The sequence below is a fragment of the Streptomyces sp. NPDC007929 genome (assembly GCF_042959065.1).
Taxonomy (GTDB): Bacteria; Actinomycetota; Actinomycetes; order Streptomycetales; family Streptomycetaceae; genus Streptomyces.
The window spans coordinates 127,351-145,676 of record NZ_JBIBKD010000001.1 but is presented as its reverse complement, the minus strand read 5'-3'; the positions used below and the strand labels follow the sequence as shown (position 1 = coordinate 145,676).

The window sequence follows — 18,326 nt, the reverse complement described above, 5'->3', positions numbered from 1 at the left end:
GTGGTGACCGGGGGCGGTTCTACTCTTGTGGGCGGACAGATTGCTGCACACCCCCACGAAACAGGAGCCGGCGGAATGGATCACAGCGGGCACGGCATGACCATGGATCTGCCGCCGTTCACGCTGGGGCGCGGGCTGGAGTGGTCCGCGGACCCGTTCTTCCTCATCGCCTGCCTGGCCGGGCTCGCCCTGTACGGGTGGGGTGTCGTGCGGCTCGTCCGGCGCGGGGACAAGTGGCCCGTGGGGCGTACGGTCGCCTTCGCCCTCGGCGTGCTGAGCATCGTGCTCATGATGTGCACCGGGCTGAACGACTACGGCATGGTCATGTTCAGCGTGCACATGGTGCAGCACATGGTCATCAGCATGGTGTCGCCCATCCTCATCCTGCTGGGCGCGCCGATCACGCTGGCGCTGCGGGCGCTGCCGCCGGCGGGGCGGGGGCGCAAGGGCCCGCGTGAGCTGCTGCTGATGTTCCTGCACAGCCGGTACATGCGGATCGTCACGCACCCGGCGTTCACGATCCCGCTGTTCATCGCGAGCCTGTACGGGCTGTACTTCACGCCGCTCTTCGACACGCTGATGGGCTCCAAGGCGGGCCACATCGCGATGATGGTGCACTTCCTCGCGGTCGGCCTGGTGTTCTTCTGGCCGATCATGGGCGTCGACCCGGGCCCGCACCGCCCGGGCTATCTGATGCGGATGCTGGAGCTGTTCGCGGGCATGCCGTTCCACGCGTTCTTCGGGATCGCGTTGATGATGGCGTCCGAGCCGATGGTCGAGACGTTCAAGAACCCGCCCGGCTCGCTCGGCATCGATGCGCTGTCCGATCAGAACGCCGCGGGCGGCATCGCCTGGGCGTTCAGCGAGATCCCCTCCGTGCTGGTGCTGGTGGCCCTGCTGTTCCAGTGGTACGCCTCGGACCAGCGGCAGGCCAAGCGCACGGACCGGGCCGCCGAGCGCGACGGGGACAAGGAGCTGGAGGCGTACAACGCCTATCTCGCCTCACTGAACACGCAGGGGCGCTGAAGACCTCTTCGGTACGGGCCGTGCGCGCCGGGCGTCCGCCGGGCACCATGGAGGGACCGAACCATGAGGAGGGTGTTGCGATGCCCGGTTCCACGAACGGTTCCAACTCTACGAAGACCATGGGAGCGCTCACCTTGGGCGGGCTGGTCGTGGTGACGGCCTACACGGTGGCACTGGGGAGCAACGGCTGGCTGTGGTTCGGCTGGGTCGTGCTGGGTCTGATCACGCTGGGACTGGTGGCCACCACGCGCAGCACCTGACCGCCCACCGCCCGGCCGGCCGCCGGGGCGGCTCACTCCCTGGTCAGCCGCCCCGCCGTGTGCACACCCGGCTGGTATTTCGGGAGCCGGACGGTGATCTTCATGCCGGCTCCCGCCGCCGTCTCGATGACGAGCCCGTGGCCGTCGCCGTAGACCTGGCGGAGCCGGTCGTCGACGTTGGACAGGCCGATGCCTCCGGAGGGGCTGACCTCGCGGGCGAGGATGCGGCGGAGCAGGCCGGGGTCCATGCCGGCGCCGTCGTCCTCGATGACGACGAGGGCCTCGGCGCCCGCGTCCTGGGCGGTGATCTGGATGTGGCACTTGCCGGAGGAGGGCATGGCCTTGCCCTCCAGACCGTGCTTGACGGCGTTCTCGACGAGCGGCTGGAGGCACAGGAAGGGCAGGGCCACGGGCAGCACCTCCGGCGCTATCTGGAGGGTCACGGACAGGCGGTCGCCGAAGCGTGCCCGCACGAGCGCCAGGTAGTGGTCGATGGCGTGCAGTTCCTCGGCCAGGGTGGTGAAGTCGCCGTGCCGGCGGAACGAGTAGCGGGTGAAGTCGGCGAATTCGAGGAGCAACTCGCGGGCGCGCTCGGGGTCGGTGCGGACGAACGAGGCGATCACTGCGAGCGAGTTGAAGATGAAGTGCGGGGAGATCTGGGCCCGCAGCGCCTTGATCTCGGCTTCGATGAGACGGGTGCGGGACTGGTCGAGGTCGGCCAGTTCCAGCTGGACCGAGACCCAGCGGGCGACCTCGCCGGCGGCGCGCACGAGCACCGCCGATTCGCGGGGCGCGCAGGCGACGAGGGCGCCGAGGACCCGGTCGTCGACGGTGAGGGGGGCGACGACCGCCCAGCGCACCGAGCAGTCGAGGCTGTCGCAGGTGAGCTGGAAGGCCTCGCCGCGGCCGGTCTCCAGGGAGGCGGCGAGGCGTTCCATGATCTCGGTGCGGTGGTGGGCGCCGTCGCCGTCCCAGACCAGGACCCGCTCCAGGTCGGTGAGGCAGAGGGCGTCGGTGCCGAGCAGGGAGCGCAGTTTGCGGGCGGACTTGCGGGCGGTCTCCTCCGTCAGACCGGAGCGCAGCGGGGGTGCGGCCAGCGACGCCGTGTGCAGGGTCTCGAAGGTGGCGTGCTCGACGGGGGTGCCGAGGCCGGCGAGGCTGTTGGCCCGGGCGGTGCGGCGGCCCAGCCAGACTCCGAGGGCGAGCACCGGGAGCACGGCGACACACAGTCCGGCCAGGAACCCGCTCATGCGGTCACCTCCGTGCGCAGTTCCTCGGGCAGGTGGAACCGGGCCAGGACCGCCGCGGTGCCGGGCGGGACCCGGCCGGGGGTGGCCAGGGAGACCAGGATCATGGTGAGGAAGCCCAGCGGCACCGACCACAGCGCGGGCCAGGCGAGCAGGGCGTGCAGGGCGGCGCCCTCACCCGGGTAGCCGGCCATGGTCGCGGCGACGGCGAGCAGGGCGGAACCGCCGCCCACCAGCATTCCGGCGGCTGCTCCGGGCGGGGTGAGCCGCCGCCACCAGATGCCGAGGACGAGCAGCGGGCAGAACGAGGACGCCGAGACGGCGAAGGCGAGCCCGACGGCGTCGGCGACCGGCAGTCCGCCGACCAGGACGCTCGCCGCGAGGGGCACGGCCATGGCCAGGACCGTGCCGAGCCGGAAGTGCCGTACGCCCCGGGAGGGCAGGACGTCCTGGGTGAGGACGCCCGCGACCGCCATGGTCAGGCCGGAGGCGGTGGACAGGAAGGCGGCGAAGGCGCCGCCCGCGACCAGCGCGCCCAGCAGGTCGCCGCCCACTCCCCCGATCATGCGGTCGGGCAGCAGCAGGACGGCGGCGTCCGGGTCGCCGGTGAGGGTGAGTTCGGGGGCGTAGAGGCGGCCGAGGGCGCCGTAGAGGGGTGGCAGGAGGTAGAAGGCGCCGATCAGGCCGAGGACCGCGACGGTGGTGCGGCGGGCGGCGACGCCGTGCGGGCTGGTGTAGAAGCGGACCACGACGTGCGGCAGGCCCATGGTGCCGAGGAACGTGGCGAGGATCAGTCCGTACGTGGCGTACAGCGGGCGTTCCTCGCGGCTCTCGGCCTGCGACGGAGAGAGGTCTCCGCCGCCGCTGCGCTCGGCCCGGGGGACGTCGGCGCCCGCGGGGAAGGTGAGGCGGGTGCCGCGTTCGATGCGGTGGGTGCCGGCGGGGAGTTCGATGCGGGTGCCGGTGTGGGTCCGGCCGTCGACAGTGCCGGTCACCGCGACGCTCAGGGGCCGTTCGAGGGTGAGGTCGATGCTGTCGTCGACGCGGACGACGCGCTGTTCGCGGAAGGTGGCCGGTTCGTCGAAGGCGTGCCGGGGTGCTCCGTCGCTGTGCCAGGTGAGGACCAGGAACAGGGCGGGGACGAGCAGAGCGGTGAGCTTCAGCCAGTACTGGAAGGCCTGCACGAAGGTGATGCTGCGCATGCCGCCGGCGGCGACGGTGGCGGTGACGACGACGGCGACGATCACTCCGCCGAGCCAGTGGGGCGCCCCGGTCAGCACGGTCAGGGTCAGTCCGGCGCCCTGGAGCTGGGGCAGCAGGTACAGCCAGCCGACACCGACGACGAAGGCACCGGCCAGGCGCCGCACGGCCTGGGAGGCGAGGCGGGCCTCGGCGAAGTCGGGGAGCGTGTAGGCGCCGGAGCGGCGCAGCGGGGCGGCGACGAAGAGCAGCAGGAGCAGGTATCCGGCGGTGTAGCCGACCGGGTACCAGAGCATGTCGGGGCCCTGGACCAGGACGAGTCCCGCTATGCCGAGGAAGGAGGCGGCGGAGAGGTACTCGCCGCTGATGGCGGCGGCGTTGAGGCGGGGGCCGACGGTGCGGGAGGCGACGTAGAAGTCGGAGGTGGTGCGGGAGATGCGCAGGCCGAAGGCGCCGACGAGGACGGTCGAGACGACGACGAGGGCGACTGCGGGGATGGCGTAGCTGGAGTTCATCGGTGGGGCTTCAGCGGTCTTCCACGAGGCGTATGAAGTCGCGTTCGTTGCGCTCGGCCCGGCGGACGTACCAGCGGGCGAGCAGGACGAGGGGGACGTAGAGGCCGAAGCCGAGGACGGCCCATTCCAGGCGGCGGGCGTCGGGCATCGCCGCGAACAGCAGCGGGAGCGGTCCGACGAGCAGGCCGAGGACGGCGAACACCGTGAGGGCGGCGCGCAGTTGGGTGCGCATGAGGGAGCGGACGTAGGTGTGGCCGAGGGTGGTCTGCTCGTCGATCTCGGTGCGCGGGCGGTAGTAGCCGGAGGAGGCCCGGCTGCTCTGCCGGGGCGGGCCGGTGACGACGACGCGGCGTTCGGTGTGGTCCGGGGGCACGGTCACGGCCTCCTCATGAGCAGGTCGCGCAGTTCGCGGGTGTGGCGGCGGCTGACCTGGAGTTCCTCGGTGCCGACGAGCACGCTGACGGTGCCCGCGTCGAGGCGGAGCTCGCCGATGTGGCGCAGGGCGACGAGGTGGCGGCGGTGGATGCGGACGAAGCCGCGGGTGCGCCAGCGCTCCTCCAGGGTGGACAGCGGGATGCGGACCAGGTGGCTGCCCTTGTCGGTGTGCAGGCGGGCGTAGTCGCCCTGGGCCTCGACATGGGTGATGTCCTCGACCGCGACGAAGCGGGTCACGCCGCCGAGTTCGACGGGTATGTGGTCCGGGTCGGGTTCGTGCACGGGGATGCGCGGGGCGGCGTCGCGCAGTTCCGCGGCCCGCCGGACGGCCTCGGCGAGCCGCTCCTTGCGGACCGGTTTGAGGACGTAGTCGACGGCCTTGAGGTCGAAGGCCTGTACGGCGAAGTCCTCGTGGGCGGTGACGAACACGACGAGCGGCGGCCGGGCGAAGCCGGTGAGCAGCCGGGCGAGGTCGAGGCCGTCGAGCCCGGGCATCTGGATGTCGAGGAAGACGACGTCGATCGCTTCGGGCCCGCCGGGGCCCGACTCCAGGGCGCGGTTCATGCGGCGCAGCGCCTCGGTCGCGTCGCCGGCGCCCTCCGCGCTGCCGATGCGGGGGTCGGCGTGCAGGAGGTAGAGCAGTTCCTCCAGGGAGGGGCGTTCGTCGTCGACAGCCAGGGCGCGCAGCATGCCCCGGAGTGTAGGGGTGAATCCGTACGTCTGGACATGTGCCGGGGGTGGACGTATCCGCAGGGCACGGTGCCCGCGCCGGGTGGGCGCGGGCGGCGGTGCTGGTGGATACAGTGCCCGCATGAACAGCAGGTCCACGGCGTTCGACGAGCTCGACCGGAAGATCATCACGGCGCTGATGGCGAACGCGAGGACGTCGTTCGCGGAGATCGGCACGGCGATCGGGCTGTCGGCCACGGCGGTCAAGCGGCGCGTCGACCGGTTGCGCGAGACCGGTGTGATCACCGGGTTCTCGGCGACGGTGAAGCCGTCGGCGCTGGGCTGGCGCACGGAGGCCTACGTCGAGGTGTACTGCGAGGGCGCGGCCCCGCCGCGGCGGCTGGCGGAGGTCGTGCGCGACTACCCGGAGATCGCGGCGGCGATGACCGTGACCGGCGGCGCGGACGCGCTGCTGCATGTGCGGGCGCGGGACGTGGAGCACTTCGAGGAGGTGCTGGAGCGGATCCGGCAGGAGCCGTTCATCCGGAAGACGATCAGCGTGATGGTGCTGTCGCATCTGCTGCCGGAGAGTCCGGAGGCCGGGGCGAGTCAGCCGGCTCCCGAGGGCGTCGCATAAGGCGCAGCAGACGTGCGCCGGGGGACCTCAAGACGCAGCGTTCCTGCGTGAACGCGCAATCTTTGTTTCTTGTCGGGTACCGCCGTCAGTTCCTACCGTTGTGTCAACCCCCAGTCACACACCGTAAGGAAGCGGAGGGACCCCTCTGTGCCCGACTCCCGTGTGCCGCGCCGGCGGCGCTACCTCGTCTGCGAACCCAGACACTTCGCCGTGCAGTACGCGATCAACCCGTGGATGCATCCCGACGAACCCGTCGACGTCCTGCGGGCCCTGGACCAGTGGCAGGCGCTGGTCGACACCTACCGTGTCCACGGCCATACCGTGGACAGTGTGAAACCCGTCCCCGGCCTGCCGGACATGGTGTTCGCCGCGAACGCGGCGGTCGTCGTCGACGGCCGCGTCTTCGGCTCGCTCTTCCACGCGCCCGAGCGCCGTCCCGAGTCCGTGCCGTTCGAGGCGTGGTTCAAGGCGGAGGGCTACGAGGTGTACCACCCCGAGTCGGTGTGCGAGGGCGAGGGCGACCTGGTCCCGGCCGGCCGCTGGATCCTGGCCGGGACGGGCTTCCGTACGACCCGGGAGGCCCACAGCGAGGTGCAGGAGTACTTCGGGACGCCGGTGATCAGCCTGACGCTGGTGGATCCGTACTTCTACCACCTGGACACGGCGCTGTTCGTCCTCGACGACGGGCCCGGCGGGAACATCGCGTACTACCCCGAGGCGTTCTCGCCGGGCAGCCGTGAGGTGCTGGCCCGGCTGTACCCGGACGCGGTGCTCGCCACCCGCGAGGACGCGATGGCGTTCGGGCTCAACTCCGTCTCCGACGGGCGCCATGTGTTCATCTCGCCGGGGGCGACGGCCCTGGCCGAGCAGCTGGCCGGCCGCGGCTATGTCCCCGTCCCCGTCGACCTGTCCGAGTTCCAGAAAGCCGGGGGCGGCATCAAGTGCTGCACCCAGGAGATCCGGGAGATCCGCTCATGACCGCACCCGTCCGCACCGAGGGCTCGCAGGGGGACCGTGGCTCGCGCCGTGGCTCGCAGGAGCTGATCCGCGCGGAGGAGCCGGTCCTCGCGCACAACTACCACCCGCTTCCGGTGGTCGTCGCCCGTGCCGAGGGCACCTGGGTGGAGGATGTCGAGGGGCGTCGCTACCTCGACATGCTCGCCGGGTACTCGGCCCTCAACTTCGGCCATCGGCACCCGGCGCTGATCGAGGCGGCGCATCGTCAGCTCGACCGGCTGACCCTGACCTCGCGCGCCTTCCACAACGACCGGCTCGCCGAGTTCGCCGAGCGGCTGGCCGCGCTGACCGGCATGGACATGGTGCTGCCCATGAACACCGGCGCGGAGGCGGTGGAGAGCGGTGTGAAGGTGGCCCGCAAGTGGGCCTACGACGTCAAGGGGGTGCCGGCCGGCGAGGCGACGATCGTGGTCGCGGCGGACAACTTCCACGGGCGTACGACGACGATCGTCAGCTTCTCCACCGACGAGACGGCCCGGGCGGGCTTCGGGCCCTTCACACCGGGGTTCCGGGTGGTGCCGTACAACGACCTGGCCGCGATGGAGGCGGCGGTCGACGAGACGACGGCGGCGGTGCTGATCGAGCCGATCCAGGGCGAGGCCGGGGTGATCATTCCCGACGACGGCTACCTCGCCGGAGTGCGGGAGCTGACCCGCCGCAAGGGCTGTCTGTTCATCGCGGACGAGATCCAGTCCGGGCTCGGCCGCACGGGCCGCACGCTGGCGGTCGAGCACGAGCCGGTGGTGCCGGACGTGCTGCTGCTGGGCAAGGCGCTGGGTGGCGGGATCGTGCCGGTGTCGGCGGTGGTCGGGCGCCGGGAGGTGCTCGGGGTGCTGCATCCCGGGGAGCACGGATCCACGTTCGGCGGCAATCCGCTGGCGGCGGCGGTCGGTACGGCGGTGGTGGAGCTGCTGGAGACGGGCGAGTTCCAGCGCCGGGCGGCGGAGCTGGGCGACATCCTGCGCGACGGTCTGACGGGGCTGGTCGGCAGGGGGGTGGTCGGCTTCCGCTCGCGCGGCCTGTGGGCGGGCGTCGACATCGACCCCGCGCTCGGCACGGGCCGCGAGATCAGCGAGCGGCTGATGCGCGAGGGAGTCCTGGCGAAGGACACCCACGGCTCCACGATCCGCCTGGCCCCGCCGCTGACCATCACGGCCGAGGAGCTGACGGGGGCGCTCGCGTCGCTGGAGAAGGCGCTGGGCTGAGGAGCCCGGCGGTCACCTGGTGGGCAGTGGCGTCCACGGCACGGACGCCGCTGCCCGCCAGGGTGCTGGGCGCCTGCATCGGGTGCGCCGGGGCCTTTTGGTATCCGCCCCGGCGGTGGGGTGGACCGTACGCGTCCCGGCGCCGCTCCCCGCCCCCTGGCTCAGCGCGGCGATGCCGCCCCGACCGGCCCTCCACAAGCCGCCCCCCGGCGCCGGAAGGGTGAAGATTGGGGCAAGAGGTGGTAGACCACTCTCAGCGACAGAGAGGTCGGCCGTGGGCGCAGACGAGGTGCACGGCGTTGCCCGGCAGCGGTTCGACGTGGCCGACGCGGCGCCCCTGTTGCTCGATCCACAGGGCGTGGTGACGGGCTGGACCAGCGGTGCCCGGCGCCTGCTGGCGTACCCGGCGTCCGAGGCGGTCGGCAGGAAGCTGGCGGACCTGCTGGCCGCCGAGGACGCCGAGCGCGTACCGGACCTGGTCGAGCGCTGCCGCAGGAACGGCGGCTGGACGGGACTGCTGACGGCCCGCCGCCGGGACGGGCAGCCCGTGAGGGTCGCGGCCCGGATCACCTCGGCCGAGGAGGCGCACGGCGGCTCGCGCTGGCTGATGCTCCTGTCGGAGCTGGCGGACGCCCCCGGCTGGGACATGAGCCGTACGGTCCTGGAGCAGATGGCGGCGGACGCCCCGGTGGGTATCGCGATCGTGGACACGGACCTGCGCTTCGTGTGGTCGAACGCCGCGCTGGAGCAGTTCGGCGGCGGCCCCGCGCCGCGGCGGCTCGGGCTGCGCTTCGCGGATGTCCAGCCGGGCATGGACGCCCAGGCGGTCGAGGCCCAGATGCGGCACGTGCTGGAGACCGGCGAGTCGGTGATCGGCTACGAGCACGTGGGCCATGTGCGCTCCGCCCCGTTGCGCGAGACGGCGCACATGCTGTCGTTCACCCGGCTCGAGGACGACCGGGGCCATCCGATCGGCGTCTACTACACCGTCGTGGACATGACCGACCGGCACCGTGCGCGGCAGCGGCTGGCGCTGCTCGACCGGGCCGGCGAGAGCATCGGCCGCAGCCTGGACCTCACGCGCACCGCGCAGGAGCTCGCGGACGTGGCCGTGCCGGGGCTGGCCGACTTCGTCACCGTGGACCTGCTGGAGTCGGTGCTGCGGGGCGCCGAACCGGCCCCCGGGCCGCTCGCGGACTCGGAGGAGCCGGTGGAGCTGCGCCGGGCCGGCTACCGGTCGGTGCAGGACCTCGCGGACGCGGTCATCGAGGTCGGCGAGGTGGTGGCGTTCCGCGCCGGGACGCCGCCCTTCAGCTGTCTGGCCACGGGACGGTCCTGGCGCGCGGAGCGGCTCGACCCGCTGACCCGGGACTGGACCACGGACACCCCGAGCGGCCGCCGGGCCACGTTCCGGGAGCTGGGACTGCACAGCGTGATGACCGTGCCGATCCGTTCGCGCGGCACCACCCTGGGCATCACGACGTTCTACCGGCGCGACGACCGGGAGTTCTTCGACGGGGAGGACCTGCGGCTGGCGGAGGACCTCGTCGCCCGCGCGGCCGTCTGCGTGGACAACGCCCGCCGCTACACCCGTGAGCGGGACGCCGCGCTCGTCCTGCAGCGCAGTCTGCTCCCCCACCGGCTGCCCGAGCAGGACGCCGTCGAGGTGGCCGCGTGCTACCGGCCGGCCGACGAGCTGACCGGTCTGGGCGGCGACTGGTACGACCTGATCCCGCTGTCCGGGGCGCGGGTCGCGCTGGTCGTGGGCGAGGTGCCCGGGCACGGCATCGACGCGGCCGCGGCCATGGGGCAGCTGCGGACCGCCGTACGGACGCTGGCGGCTCTGGATCTGCCGCCCGAGGAGGTGCTGGCGCATCTCGACGACCTGGTGGCGCGTTCGGCTCGGGAGGAGGGCGCCGAGCCCGGGACGATGGGCTCGGCGGGCACGCCGGGCGTGGGCTCCGGGTGCCTGTACGTCGTCTACGACCCGGTGGACGGCGGGTGCTCGATGGCCGCGGCGGGGCATCCGGCCCCGGCCGTGGTGCTGCCCGACCGCGAGGTGGTGTTCGTCGACCTGCCGCAGGGGCCGCCGCTCGGCGTGGGCGGCCCGCCGTTCGAGGCGGTCGAGCTGCCCCTGGCGGAGGGCAGCACGCTCGCGCTGCACACCGACGGTCTGCTGGCCCGGGGCGAGACCTGGGCCGTCGACGCGGGCCGGGAGCGGCTGCGCCGGGCGCTGGAGCGGTCGGGCCCGCTCGAGTCGTACTGCCGGTCCGTGGTCGACGCGCTGGTCCCGGCCCGCCCGTACGACGACGTGGCGCTGCTGATGGCGCGGACGAAACGTCTCGGCACCGGGCAGGTCGCGGCCTGGGAGCTGCCCTCGGACCCGGCCGTGGTCGCCGAGGCCCGTCGCACGGCCACCCGGCAACTGGCGCGCTGGGGCCTGGACGAGCTGGCCTTCACCACGGAGCTGGTGGTGAGCGAGCTGGTCACCAACGCCATCCGGTACGCCTCCGGGTCGATCCGGCTGCGGCTGATCCGGGAACGCGCGCTGGTCTGCGAGGTCCTCGACGGCGGCGCCACCGCGCCCCATCTGCGCCATCCCCGGACGACGGACGAGGGCGGACGCGGGCTGCTGCTGGTCTCCCAGCTCACACAGCGGTGGGGCACGCGGTTCGTGCCCGAGGGGAAGATCATCTGGGCCGAACAAGCACTGCCGGAGCTCCCTGACTGAAGCCGGTTCAGGTTCGCCCATACCGTGCGAAACTGGTGTGACCCCGGCAGCGGTGAGGCGGCCATGGCGGATACGATCGACTACGGCGCGGTGTTCAAGGCCCTGCCCGGCATGGTGGCGCTCCTGACGCCCGAGCTGGTCTACGCGGACGTCAACGACGAGTTCGTCCGGCTCTCCGGCCGCTCGCGCGAGCAGCTCGTCGGCAGGTACCTGTTCGACGTCTTCCCGGACAACCCCAACGACCCGGCGGCGACCGGCATGCGCAATCTGGAGGCCTCGCTGTACCGCGTCCTGGCCACCGGTGAGCGCGACACCATGGCCCTGCAGCGCTACGACGTCGAGGATCCGGAGCGGCCCGGCGAGTGGTCGAAGCGCTACTGGAGCCCGGTGAACGCGCCGCTGCTCGGCCCGGACGGCAAGGTCGTGCTGATCCTGCACCGCGTGGAGGAGGTCACCGAGCTGATCCGGGCCCGGGGCGGCTCTCCTGGGCGGCGCGACAGCAGGGACGGGGTGCTGGAGGCCGAGCTGTACACCCGCGCCCGTGAGCTTCAGGAGCTCAACGAACGGCTGCGCCGGGCGCACTCCCGGGAGCGGGAAGTGGCCCTGGCGCTCCAGGAGGCGATGCTGCCCGCCCCCCGGCAGGTCCGCAATCACCCGGCCGCCGTCCGGTACCGGCCCGCCGTCGGGGCACTCAACGTGTGCGGCGACTGGTACGACCTGGTCGACCTGGTGGGTGGCGAGCGGATCGGCGTGTCCGTGGGCGACGTGGTCGGGCACGGACTGGCGGCGGCGGGTGTGATGGGGCAGCTGCGCAGTGCGCTCAGCGCCGCATCCCGGGTGGCGGCCGGGCCCGCCCAGGCCCTGGACGTACTGGGCCGCTACGCCCACGTCATCGACGGGGCCGAGTCGGCGACCGCCGTCACGACCTTCGTCGACTGCGACCGCCACGTCATCACGTACAGCAGCGCCGGCCATCCCCCGCCCGTGCTCGTCCACGCCGACGGCCGCACCGAGTTCCTCGACCGGGCCACGGACACACCGCTCGACGCCCGCCCGGACCCGATCCCGAGACCCCAGGCCGAGACCACGTTCCGGCCGGGCGCCACGCTGGTGCTGTACACCGACGGTCTGATCGAGCGGCGCCGCGAGGACATCGACACCGGCCTGGAGCGGCTCGCCGACGCCCTGCGCGAGCACCGGGACCAGGATCCCGAGACCCTCGCCGAGACCGTGCTGCTGGAGTTGCTGCCACCCGGGGGCGCCACCGACGACACCGCGCTGATCATCGTGCGGCTGTGACTACATGCGGGTCTTGCCATGGTCGAGCAGCCGGACGCGGTCGACGTTCTGCCGGTCCTCGGCGTCCGCGCTGGGCTCACCGGCGAACCAGGCGTCGAGGATCTCCGTCAGCAGCGGCTCGGACGTCAGCCGCAGGCTGAGCGCGAGCACATTGGCGTCGTTCCAGCGGCGCGCCCCCTCGGCCGTGTAGGCGTCCGTGCACAGGGCGGCCCGCACGCCGGGCACCTTGTTCGCGGCGATCGAGGCGCCCGTGCCGGTCCAGCAGCACACCACCGCCTGGTCGGCGGTGCCGTCGGCGACCTCGCGGGCCGCGGCCTCGGAGCACACCGCCCACTGCGGGTCGTCGTCCGCGCGCAGCGCGCCGTGCGGGCGCACCTCGTGCCCCCGCTCGCGCAGCGCGGCCACGAGGGCGCGGGCGACCGGTTCGTCCATGTCGGAGGAGACGGAGATGCGCATGTCTGGCAGGTTACTCGCCGGGGCGGCCGGGGCCACCGCCCACAGCGGCCGTCCGCAGGCAAGAGCCCCCGGCCCGCCACGCACCCCCGCTATCGCGCCAGGCCACCCGTTCTGCTTGCCCGTCACCCGGGCGGCGCAGCACGCTGGTCCCGCGGTCCTCCCCAGCCGCATGAGCACCACGGGGCACCGCCAACTGACTGACCATCAGTCAGTTGGCGAAGGAACTGTGCGGTCCGCCCGCACGAGGTGCCCGGTGACCGTGCCTGCACCTACACTGGCACCCCACGACATGCCGGTTGACCTGCTGGAACGCGGCGGTTGAGTCCACCGCGAGAGTCGAGGAGCGCCCGCCTTGTTCTACTACCTGCTGAAATACGTGCTGCTGGGCCCGCTGCTGAGACTGGTCTTCCGGCCTCGAATAGAGGGTCTGGAGCACGTCCCCTCGGAGGGCGCCGCCATCGTCGCCGGGAACCACCTGTCGTTCTCGGACCACTTCCTGATGCCCGCGATCCTCAAACGGCGCATCACCTTCCTCGCGAAGGCCGAGTACTTCACCGGCCCGGGCCTCAAGGGCCGTCTGACGGCGTTCTTCTTCCGCAGCGCGGGGCAGATCCCGGTCGACCGCTCCGGCAAGGACGCGGGCCAGGCCGCGATCCGCGAGGGCCTCGGCGTGCTGAGCAAGGACGAGCTGCTCGGCATCTACCCCGAGGGCACCCGCTCCCACGACGGCCGGCTCTACAAGGGCAAGGTCGGTGTGGCGGTCATGGCGCTCAAGGCCGGCGTCCCGGTGATCCCCTGCGCGATGATCGGCACCTTCGAGGCCCAGCCGCCCGGCAAGGTCATCCCCAATATCCACCCCGTAGTGATCCGCTTCGGCAAGCCCCTGGACTTCTCCCGCTACGAGGGCATGGAGAACGAGAAGGCCATCCTGCGCGCCGTCACCGACGAGATCATGTACGCCATCCTCTCCCTGTCGGAGCAGGAGTACGTCGACCAGTACGCGGCCGTGGTGAAGGCCGAGGAGGCCGCCGCCGCCAAGGAGCGGAAGTTCCGGCGGATGCCCCTCAGTTGAGCTTTGCTGTCGGCAGCGGCGACCGGTGAGTTCTGCTGTCGGCATCGGCGACTGGTGAGTTCCGCTGTCGGCAGCGGCCGCTGTTGGCTCTGCTGTCGGCAGAGGGCGCTTCCCCGCCCCTGCCCCGGCGATCTACGGTCGCGGCATGAGACGTGCTGTGGTGATCGGGGCGGGCGGGCAGATCGGGAGGCCGGCGGTGGAGGCGCTGGCGCGGGACGGCTGGGAGGTGACGGCCGCCTCGCGCGGCGGCGCCCGGCACGAGAACTGGCCCGGTGAGGTGCGCACACGACGGCTGGACCGCGACGACGACGCGGCACTCGGCGCGCTGATCGGCGACGGCTGCGACCTCGTGGTCGACCTGGTCGCCTACGGGGCCCGGCACGCACGGCAGTTGACGGACCTGGCCGACCGGATCGACTCTGCTGTGGTGGTGTCGTCCGTGTCGGTGTACGAGGACGGCGAGGGCCGCGGCTTCGACACCATGGGCGAGCCGGACGGACTCCCGCGCTACCCCGTGCCGATCACGGAGGACCAGGTCACGGTCTCGCCGGGGGACGCCACGTACAGCACCCGCAAGGTGGCCCTGGAGCGTGAACTGCGCGCGGCGGGAGACCGGTTGCCGGCCACCGTGCTGCGGCCGGGGGCGATCCACGGGCCGTACAGCCCGCTCCCCCGCGAGCTGTTCTTCGTCAAGCGCAACCTCGACGGCCGGCGCGGGCGGGTGCTCGCCTTCCGGGGCGAGAGCCTCTTCCACACGTCGGCGGCGCGCAACATCGCCGAACTGATCCGGCTGGCCGCGGCCCGGCCGGGCTCGCGGGTCCTGAACGCCTGCGATCCGCTGCCACCGACCGTGTCGGAGATCGGGGCCGTCGTGGACGCGGTCATGGGGGTGGAGACGGAGACAGTTCTGCTGGACGGGCCGGTGCAGGGGTCCGTGGGCGGTTCCCCCTGGTCGGTGGAGCTGCCGGTGGTGTGCGACATGTCGGCCGCGGAACGGGAGCTGGGATACCGGCCGGTCGTGTCCTACCCGGAGAGCCTGCCGGAGACGGTCGAGTGGCTCGCCCACCGGCTGTCCGGCCAGGACTGGCGGGAGGCGTTCCCCACCCTCGCCCGCGCCTACCCGGACCTCTTCGACTACGCGGCGGAGGACGCCTGGTTCGCGAACCGGGCTGCGTGAGGAGCGGACATGAGGAAGGGGCGGCCGGTGTCCCGGCCGCCCCTCATCAACCGAACGGAGTCGGCTGTGCCTACGGCTTCGGCGTGGCGTGCGGCGCGCAGGTCACGTCGGCGCCGTCCAGCTTGCCGGTGAGCAGGTAGCTGTCCACCCGGGAGTTGACGCACGGATTGACCAGGCCGGTGACACCGTGGGAGCCCGCGCCCTTCTCCGTGATCAGGCGGGAGCCCTTGAACCGCTTGTGCAGCTCCACGGCGCCCTCGTACGGGGTGGCCGCGTCCCGCTCCGACTGGACGATGAGCACCCCGGGCAGGCCCTTGCCGGTCTTGACGTCGACCGGCGTCCGCTGCTTGGCCGGCCAGGTGGCGCACGGCAGGTTCATCCAGGCGTTGGCCCACGTCATGAAGGGGTGGTCCTTGTGGAGCCGCGTGTTGTCGCGGTCCCATGTGCGCCAGTTGGTGGGCCACTTGGCGTCGGTGCACTCCACGGCCGTGTAGACGGCGTTGCCGTTCTCCGAGGACGCGTTGCCCGCCGTGTCGGACAGGTCCGGGGCGGCGGCGTCGACCAGCGCCTGGGTGTCACCGGCGACGTACTTGCTGAAGACCGCGGCCGTCGGCGCCCAGGCGGAGTCGTAGTACGGGGCGCTCTGGAAGAAGGAGATGAGCTCGGCCGGGCCGACGACCCCGCCGAGGGGGCTCTTCTTCGCGGTGGCGCGCAGCTTGAGCCACTTCGCCTGGACCTCGGCGCGGGTGGTGCCGAGGTGGTAGGTCGCGTCGTTCTTCGCGACCCAGTCCTGCCAGTCCTTCCAGCGGCCCTCGAAGGCGACGTCCTGGTCCAGGTTGGCCTGGTACCAGATCTTGTCGCGGGAGGGGTTGACGACGCTGTCGACGACCATGCGACGCACATGGCCCGGGAAGAGCGTGCCGTAGACGGCGCCCAGGTAGGTGCCGTACGAGACGCCGAGGAAGTTGAGCTTCTTCTCACCGAGGGCGGCGCGGATGACATCGAGGTCACGCGCGGTGTTCGGCGTGGTCATGTGCGGCAGCATCGCGCCGCTGCGCTCCTGGCAGCCCTCGGCGTACTCGCGGGCCAGCTTGCGCTGGGCGAGCTTGTCGGCCTCGGAGTCGGGCACCGGGTCGGCCTTGGGCGCCTTGACGAACTCCTGCGGGTCGACGCAGGAGATGGGCGCGGACTTACCGACGCCGCGCGGGTCGAAGCCCACGAAGTCATAGGCCTTGGCCGCGTTGGCCCAGACGGCGTTCTTGCTGGTGACCCGGGCCGGGAAGCGCAGCCCGGAGCCGCCGGGGCCGCCGGGGTTGTAGAGGAGCGCGCCCTGCCGCTCGGCCTTGGTGCCCGTGTTGCCGATGCGGTCGACGGCGAGCTTGATCTGCTTGCCGTAGGGCTTGGCGTAGTCGAGCGGCACGGTGACGTACCCGCACTGGATCGGCTTGGCCAGGTTCCAGTCGGCGGGGCAGTCCTGCCAGTCGATGCCGGCCTTCGCGGCGCGGGCGGCGGCGATGGCGGCGCCCCGCGCCTCGCGGTCCTGGCCGTGGCCGCTGCCCGCGCTCGCGTTCGCGGTGGGTGCGGCGACGGCGCCGGCTATCAGCGTGGCCGTGACGAGCGCGCCGGCCGAACCGAGCGCCGCCACCCGCCTCTTCGGTCTCGAACCCCTCAAGGGGGACCTCCCCGTACCTCGTTGAGATCAGTACGGGGGATCCTTCCTGTTGTGGGGTCCCTGACAACAGAGCCCGACGCCCTTCTTTGCCAATCCGATAAACGGAGAGGGTGTGCTGCTCTACGGACGCTACGGCCGCGGGAGCGACGCGAACGCCTCGTCCAGCAGCCGCCGCAACCTGAGGGCGTCCGGCGCCACCGCGGTCACCAGCGCGGCGGGCCCGGCGAGCGGCACGACCGAGGCCCCCTCCCCCAGCACCGTCGCGGCCACCGGCACGGCGGCGAACTCCGGTCGCACGACGACCAGTTGGCCGACAGCCCGGTGCCCCGCCAGGACGGCGGGCCCGTCCCAGCCCCCCGGCGCGCCGGGCCCGCAGGACAGTTCCTGGTCGAGCACGGCCTGCCCGGCGACCCGCACGGTCAGACGGCTCGTGAGGCGCCCGGGTTGCTCGCCGACGCGTCCGAGCACCTGCTCCTCGCGCAGCACGAGCCGGGCGGTGGGTGCGAGTTCGGCACGGGTGGTGACGTACAGGTCGCTCCCCCCGGCGCAGATCAACTGTTCAGGCAGCCAGCGGAGTTCGCCCTGGTCGGCGACCGTGAGCCGGACGTCGTAACGGGCCTCGCCCTTCGCCTGTCCGGGCAGTGCGATGGTGGCGGCGGCCGACCCGACCGACAGCCGCGCCTGAGCCTCCACCCGCCCCTCCACGGTGAAGTGGTCACCGCCGAGCGGCCCGCTCATCGCGCCGACGAGCATGACCCGGGCCTCGGAGCCGGTGGCCCGGGTGCGCCGCAGGGCCAGGGCCCCGTCGCTCTCCAGCACGGGCAGTGAGGTACCGCCGCGCCCGTCGTCCCGGGCGACGATCCGCGCGAGGGACCGCACCCCGGCCCCGGTGCGCACGTTCACGCGGTCCACGCGGCGAGCTGGGCACGCACCCACGCGGCGACATCCGTCGCCCCGGTCTCGCCGCGCAACGACTGGAAGACGACCGGCAGTTCGGCGCGCTGCGCCTTGGCGTCGGCGGCCATCCGGGCCAGGTCGGAGCCGACGTACGGGGCGAGGTCGGTCTTGTTGACGACGAGCAGGTCGGCGGTGGTGACGCCGGGGCCGCCCTTGCGTGGGATGTCGTCTCCTCCGGCCACGTCGATGACGAAGATCTGCGCGTCGACCAGGCCCTTGGAGAAGGTGGCGGTGAGGTTGTCCCCGCCGCTCTCCACGAGGACCAGGTCCAGGGGGCCGACCTCGTCCTCCAGGTCCTCCACCGCTTCCAGATTGGCGGAGATGTCGTCGCGGATCGCGGTGTGCGGGCAGGCGCCGGTCTCCACGGCGGTGATCCGCTCGGGTGGCAGCACGGCCTCGCGGAGCAGGAACTCCGCGTCCTCGCGCGTGTAGATGTCGTTGGTGACGACGGCGAGGGCCAGCTCATCCCTGAGCGCCCGGCAGAGGGCGGCGACGGTGGCGGTCTTCCCGGATCCGACCGGGCCGCCCAGTCCGATGCGGAGCGCTCTGCGGGTGCCGTCGGGGCGGCGGGCGTCCGCGCTGAGGGCGGTGGAGGTGTTGTGGTGGTGATCGAGGTGCATGTGCGGCTCCTGGTGGGGCGGGCTCGGCTCGGGGTGGCGGGCGTCCGCGCTGAGGGCGGTGGAGGTGTTGTGGTGGTGATCGAGGTGCATGTGCGGCTCCTGGTGGGGCGGGCTCGGCTCGGGGTGGCGGG

General features: G+C 72.5%; 17 protein-coding genes. 9 read left to right on the top strand and 8 right to left on the bottom strand.

From position 1 onward, the window contains the following. Positions 1-75 precede the first annotated feature (75 nt). Entirely contained in the window at positions 76-1,026 is a 951-nt protein-coding gene (locus ACFZDE_RS00750) for a cytochrome c oxidase assembly protein (protein ID WP_391196141.1), read from the top strand. Positions 1,027-1,106: 80 nt separating this feature from the next. Then, positions 1,107-1,286: a hypothetical protein gene (locus ACFZDE_RS00745; protein WP_097215315.1), complete on the top strand. Its 180-nt coding sequence runs from the start codon at positions 1,107-1,109 to the stop codon at positions 1,284-1,286. Positions 1,287-1,318: 32 nt separating this feature from the next. Here the strand turns inward: ACFZDE_RS00745 and ACFZDE_RS00740 are convergent, their stop codons facing one another. Genes ACFZDE_RS00740 through ACFZDE_RS00725 form a run of 4 tightly spaced genes read right to left on the bottom strand, consistent with a single transcriptional unit; the run spans position 1,319 to position 5,373 of the window. Beyond that, positions 1,319-2,536 carry a histidine kinase gene (locus tag ACFZDE_RS00740; RefSeq protein WP_391196139.1) on the bottom strand — a complete coding sequence of 406 codons (1,218 nt, stop codon included), beginning with the start codon at positions 2,534-2,536 and terminating at the stop codon, positions 1,319-1,321. Further along, entirely contained in the window at positions 2,533-4,248 is a 1,716-nt protein-coding gene (locus tag ACFZDE_RS00735; protein ID WP_391196136.1) for a cation acetate symporter, read from the bottom strand. The genes ACFZDE_RS00740 and ACFZDE_RS00735 overlap by 4 nt, the downstream gene beginning before the upstream one ends. A 10-nt stretch (positions 4,249-4,258) precedes the next feature. Beyond that, positions 4,259-4,621 (bottom strand): hypothetical protein, encoded by a 363-nt coding sequence (locus ACFZDE_RS00730; protein ID WP_391197407.1) that lies wholly within the window; start codon positions 4,619-4,621, stop codon positions 4,259-4,261. 2 nt (positions 4,622-4,623) lie between these two features. Continuing rightward, complete coding sequence (locus ACFZDE_RS00725; protein ID WP_390991860.1) at positions 4,624-5,373, bottom strand: LytTR family transcriptional regulator DNA-binding domain-containing protein; 750 nt, start codon at positions 5,371-5,373, stop codon at positions 4,624-4,626. Positions 5,374-5,494: 121 nt separating this feature from the next. Between ACFZDE_RS00725 and ACFZDE_RS00720 the strand changes: the two genes are divergently transcribed. From ACFZDE_RS00720 to ACFZDE_RS00700, 5 genes are all read left to right on the top strand, one after another. Continuing rightward, positions 5,495-5,989 carry an Lrp/AsnC family transcriptional regulator gene (locus tag ACFZDE_RS00720; RefSeq protein ID WP_355805997.1) on the top strand — a complete coding sequence of 165 codons (495 nt, stop codon included), beginning with the start codon at positions 5,495-5,497 and terminating at the stop codon, positions 5,987-5,989. 147 nt (positions 5,990-6,136) lie between these two features. Further along, positions 6,137-6,967, top strand: a complete 831-nt coding sequence (gene ddaH / locus ACFZDE_RS00715; RefSeq protein WP_391196134.1) for a dimethylargininase — start codon at positions 6,137-6,139, stop codon at positions 6,965-6,967. Further along, positions 6,964-8,211: an ornithine--oxo-acid transaminase gene (rocD, locus tag ACFZDE_RS00710; RefSeq protein WP_390991869.1), complete on the top strand. Its 1,248-nt coding sequence runs from the start codon at positions 6,964-6,966 to the stop codon at positions 8,209-8,211. Before ddaH ends, rocD begins: the two co-directional genes overlap by 4 nt. Positions 8,212-8,485: 274 nt before the next feature. Then, positions 8,486-10,942 (top strand): SpoIIE family protein phosphatase, encoded by a 2,457-nt coding sequence (locus ACFZDE_RS00705; protein WP_391196132.1) that lies wholly within the window; start codon positions 8,486-8,488, stop codon positions 10,940-10,942. Between the two features lie 63 nt (positions 10,943-11,005). After that, positions 11,006-12,241: a SpoIIE family protein phosphatase gene (locus tag ACFZDE_RS00700; protein ID WP_391196128.1), complete on the top strand. Its 1,236-nt coding sequence runs from the start codon at positions 11,006-11,008 to the stop codon at positions 12,239-12,241. On the opposite strand, the gene ACFZDE_RS00695 is transcribed toward ACFZDE_RS00700, so the two are convergent. Next, the gene (locus tag ACFZDE_RS00695; RefSeq protein WP_391196126.1) at positions 12,242-12,697 is read right to left on the bottom strand and encodes an RpiB/LacA/LacB family sugar-phosphate isomerase; all 456 of its coding nucleotides are present in this window, start codon (positions 12,695-12,697) and stop codon (positions 12,242-12,244) included. It lies immediately after the preceding gene. 352 nt (positions 12,698-13,049) lie between these two features. Between ACFZDE_RS00695 and ACFZDE_RS00690 the strand changes: the two genes are divergently transcribed. Then, positions 13,050-13,769 carry a 1-acyl-sn-glycerol-3-phosphate acyltransferase gene (locus ACFZDE_RS00690; RefSeq protein WP_390991881.1) on the top strand — a complete coding sequence of 240 codons (720 nt, stop codon included), beginning with the start codon at positions 13,050-13,052 and terminating at the stop codon, positions 13,767-13,769. A 145-nt stretch (positions 13,770-13,914) separates the two neighbouring features. Continuing rightward, on the top strand, positions 13,915-14,946 hold the full coding sequence (locus ACFZDE_RS00685; protein WP_391196123.1) for an NAD-dependent epimerase/dehydratase family protein: 1,032 nt from the start codon (positions 13,915-13,917) through the stop codon (positions 14,944-14,946). A 70-nt stretch (positions 14,947-15,016) separates the two neighbouring features. Here ACFZDE_RS00685 and ACFZDE_RS00680 read toward each other — a convergent pair whose 3' ends face one another. The 3 genes from ACFZDE_RS00680 to ureG all read right to left on the bottom strand — a co-directional run bounded on the left by ACFZDE_RS00680 (position 15,017) and on the right by ureG (position 18,195). Beyond that, positions 15,017-16,618 carry an alpha/beta fold hydrolase gene (locus ACFZDE_RS00680; RefSeq protein ID WP_391196120.1) on the bottom strand — a complete coding sequence of 534 codons (1,602 nt, stop codon included), beginning with the start codon at positions 16,616-16,618 and terminating at the stop codon, positions 15,017-15,019. Positions 16,619-16,747: 129 nt separating this feature from the next. Continuing rightward, positions 16,748-17,530: an urease accessory protein UreD gene (locus ACFZDE_RS00675; protein ID WP_391196118.1), complete on the bottom strand. Its 783-nt coding sequence runs from the start codon at positions 17,528-17,530 to the stop codon at positions 16,748-16,750. After that, positions 17,518-18,195 (bottom strand): urease accessory protein UreG, encoded by a 678-nt coding sequence (gene ureG / locus ACFZDE_RS00670; protein ID WP_391197404.1) that lies wholly within the window; start codon positions 18,193-18,195, stop codon positions 17,518-17,520. The genes ACFZDE_RS00675 and ureG overlap by 13 nt, the downstream gene beginning before the upstream one ends. Positions 18,196-18,326 lie beyond the last annotated feature (131 nt).

Bases quoted from the DNA above. Each gene is read 5' to 3' on its own strand.
- rocD (WP_390991869.1), top strand. From the start codon at position 6,964: ATGACCGCACCCGTCCGCACCGAGGGCTCGCAGGGGGACCGTGGCTCG.
- ACFZDE_RS00750 (WP_391196141.1), top strand. From the start codon at position 76: ATGGATCACAGCGGGCACGGCATGACCATGGATCTGCCGCCGTTCACG.
- ACFZDE_RS00735 (WP_391196136.1), bottom strand. From the start codon at position 4,248: ATGAACTCCAGCTACGCCATCCCCGCAGTCGCCCTCGTCGTCGTCTCG.
- ACFZDE_RS00725 (WP_390991860.1), bottom strand. From the start codon at position 5,373: ATGCTGCGCGCCCTGGCTGTCGACGACGAACGCCCCTCCCTGGAGGAA.
- ACFZDE_RS00695 (WP_391196126.1), bottom strand. From the start codon at position 12,697: ATGCGCATCTCCGTCTCCTCCGACATGGACGAACCGGTCGCCCGCGCC.
- ACFZDE_RS00745 (WP_097215315.1), top strand. From the start codon at position 1,107: ATGCCCGGTTCCACGAACGGTTCCAACTCTACGAAGACCATGGGAGCG.
- ACFZDE_RS00700 (WP_391196128.1), top strand. From the start codon at position 11,006: ATGGCGGATACGATCGACTACGGCGCGGTGTTCAAGGCCCTGCCCGGC.
- ureG (WP_391197404.1), bottom strand. From the start codon at position 18,195: ATGCACCTCGATCACCACCACAACACCTCCACCGCCCTCAGCGCGGAC.
- ACFZDE_RS00685 (WP_391196123.1), top strand. From the start codon at position 13,915: ATGAGACGTGCTGTGGTGATCGGGGCGGGCGGGCAGATCGGGAGGCCG.
- ACFZDE_RS00740 (WP_391196139.1), bottom strand. From the start codon at position 2,536: ATGAGCGGGTTCCTGGCCGGACTGTGTGTCGCCGTGCTCCCGGTGCTC.
- ACFZDE_RS00720 (WP_355805997.1), top strand. From the start codon at position 5,495: ATGAACAGCAGGTCCACGGCGTTCGACGAGCTCGACCGGAAGATCATC.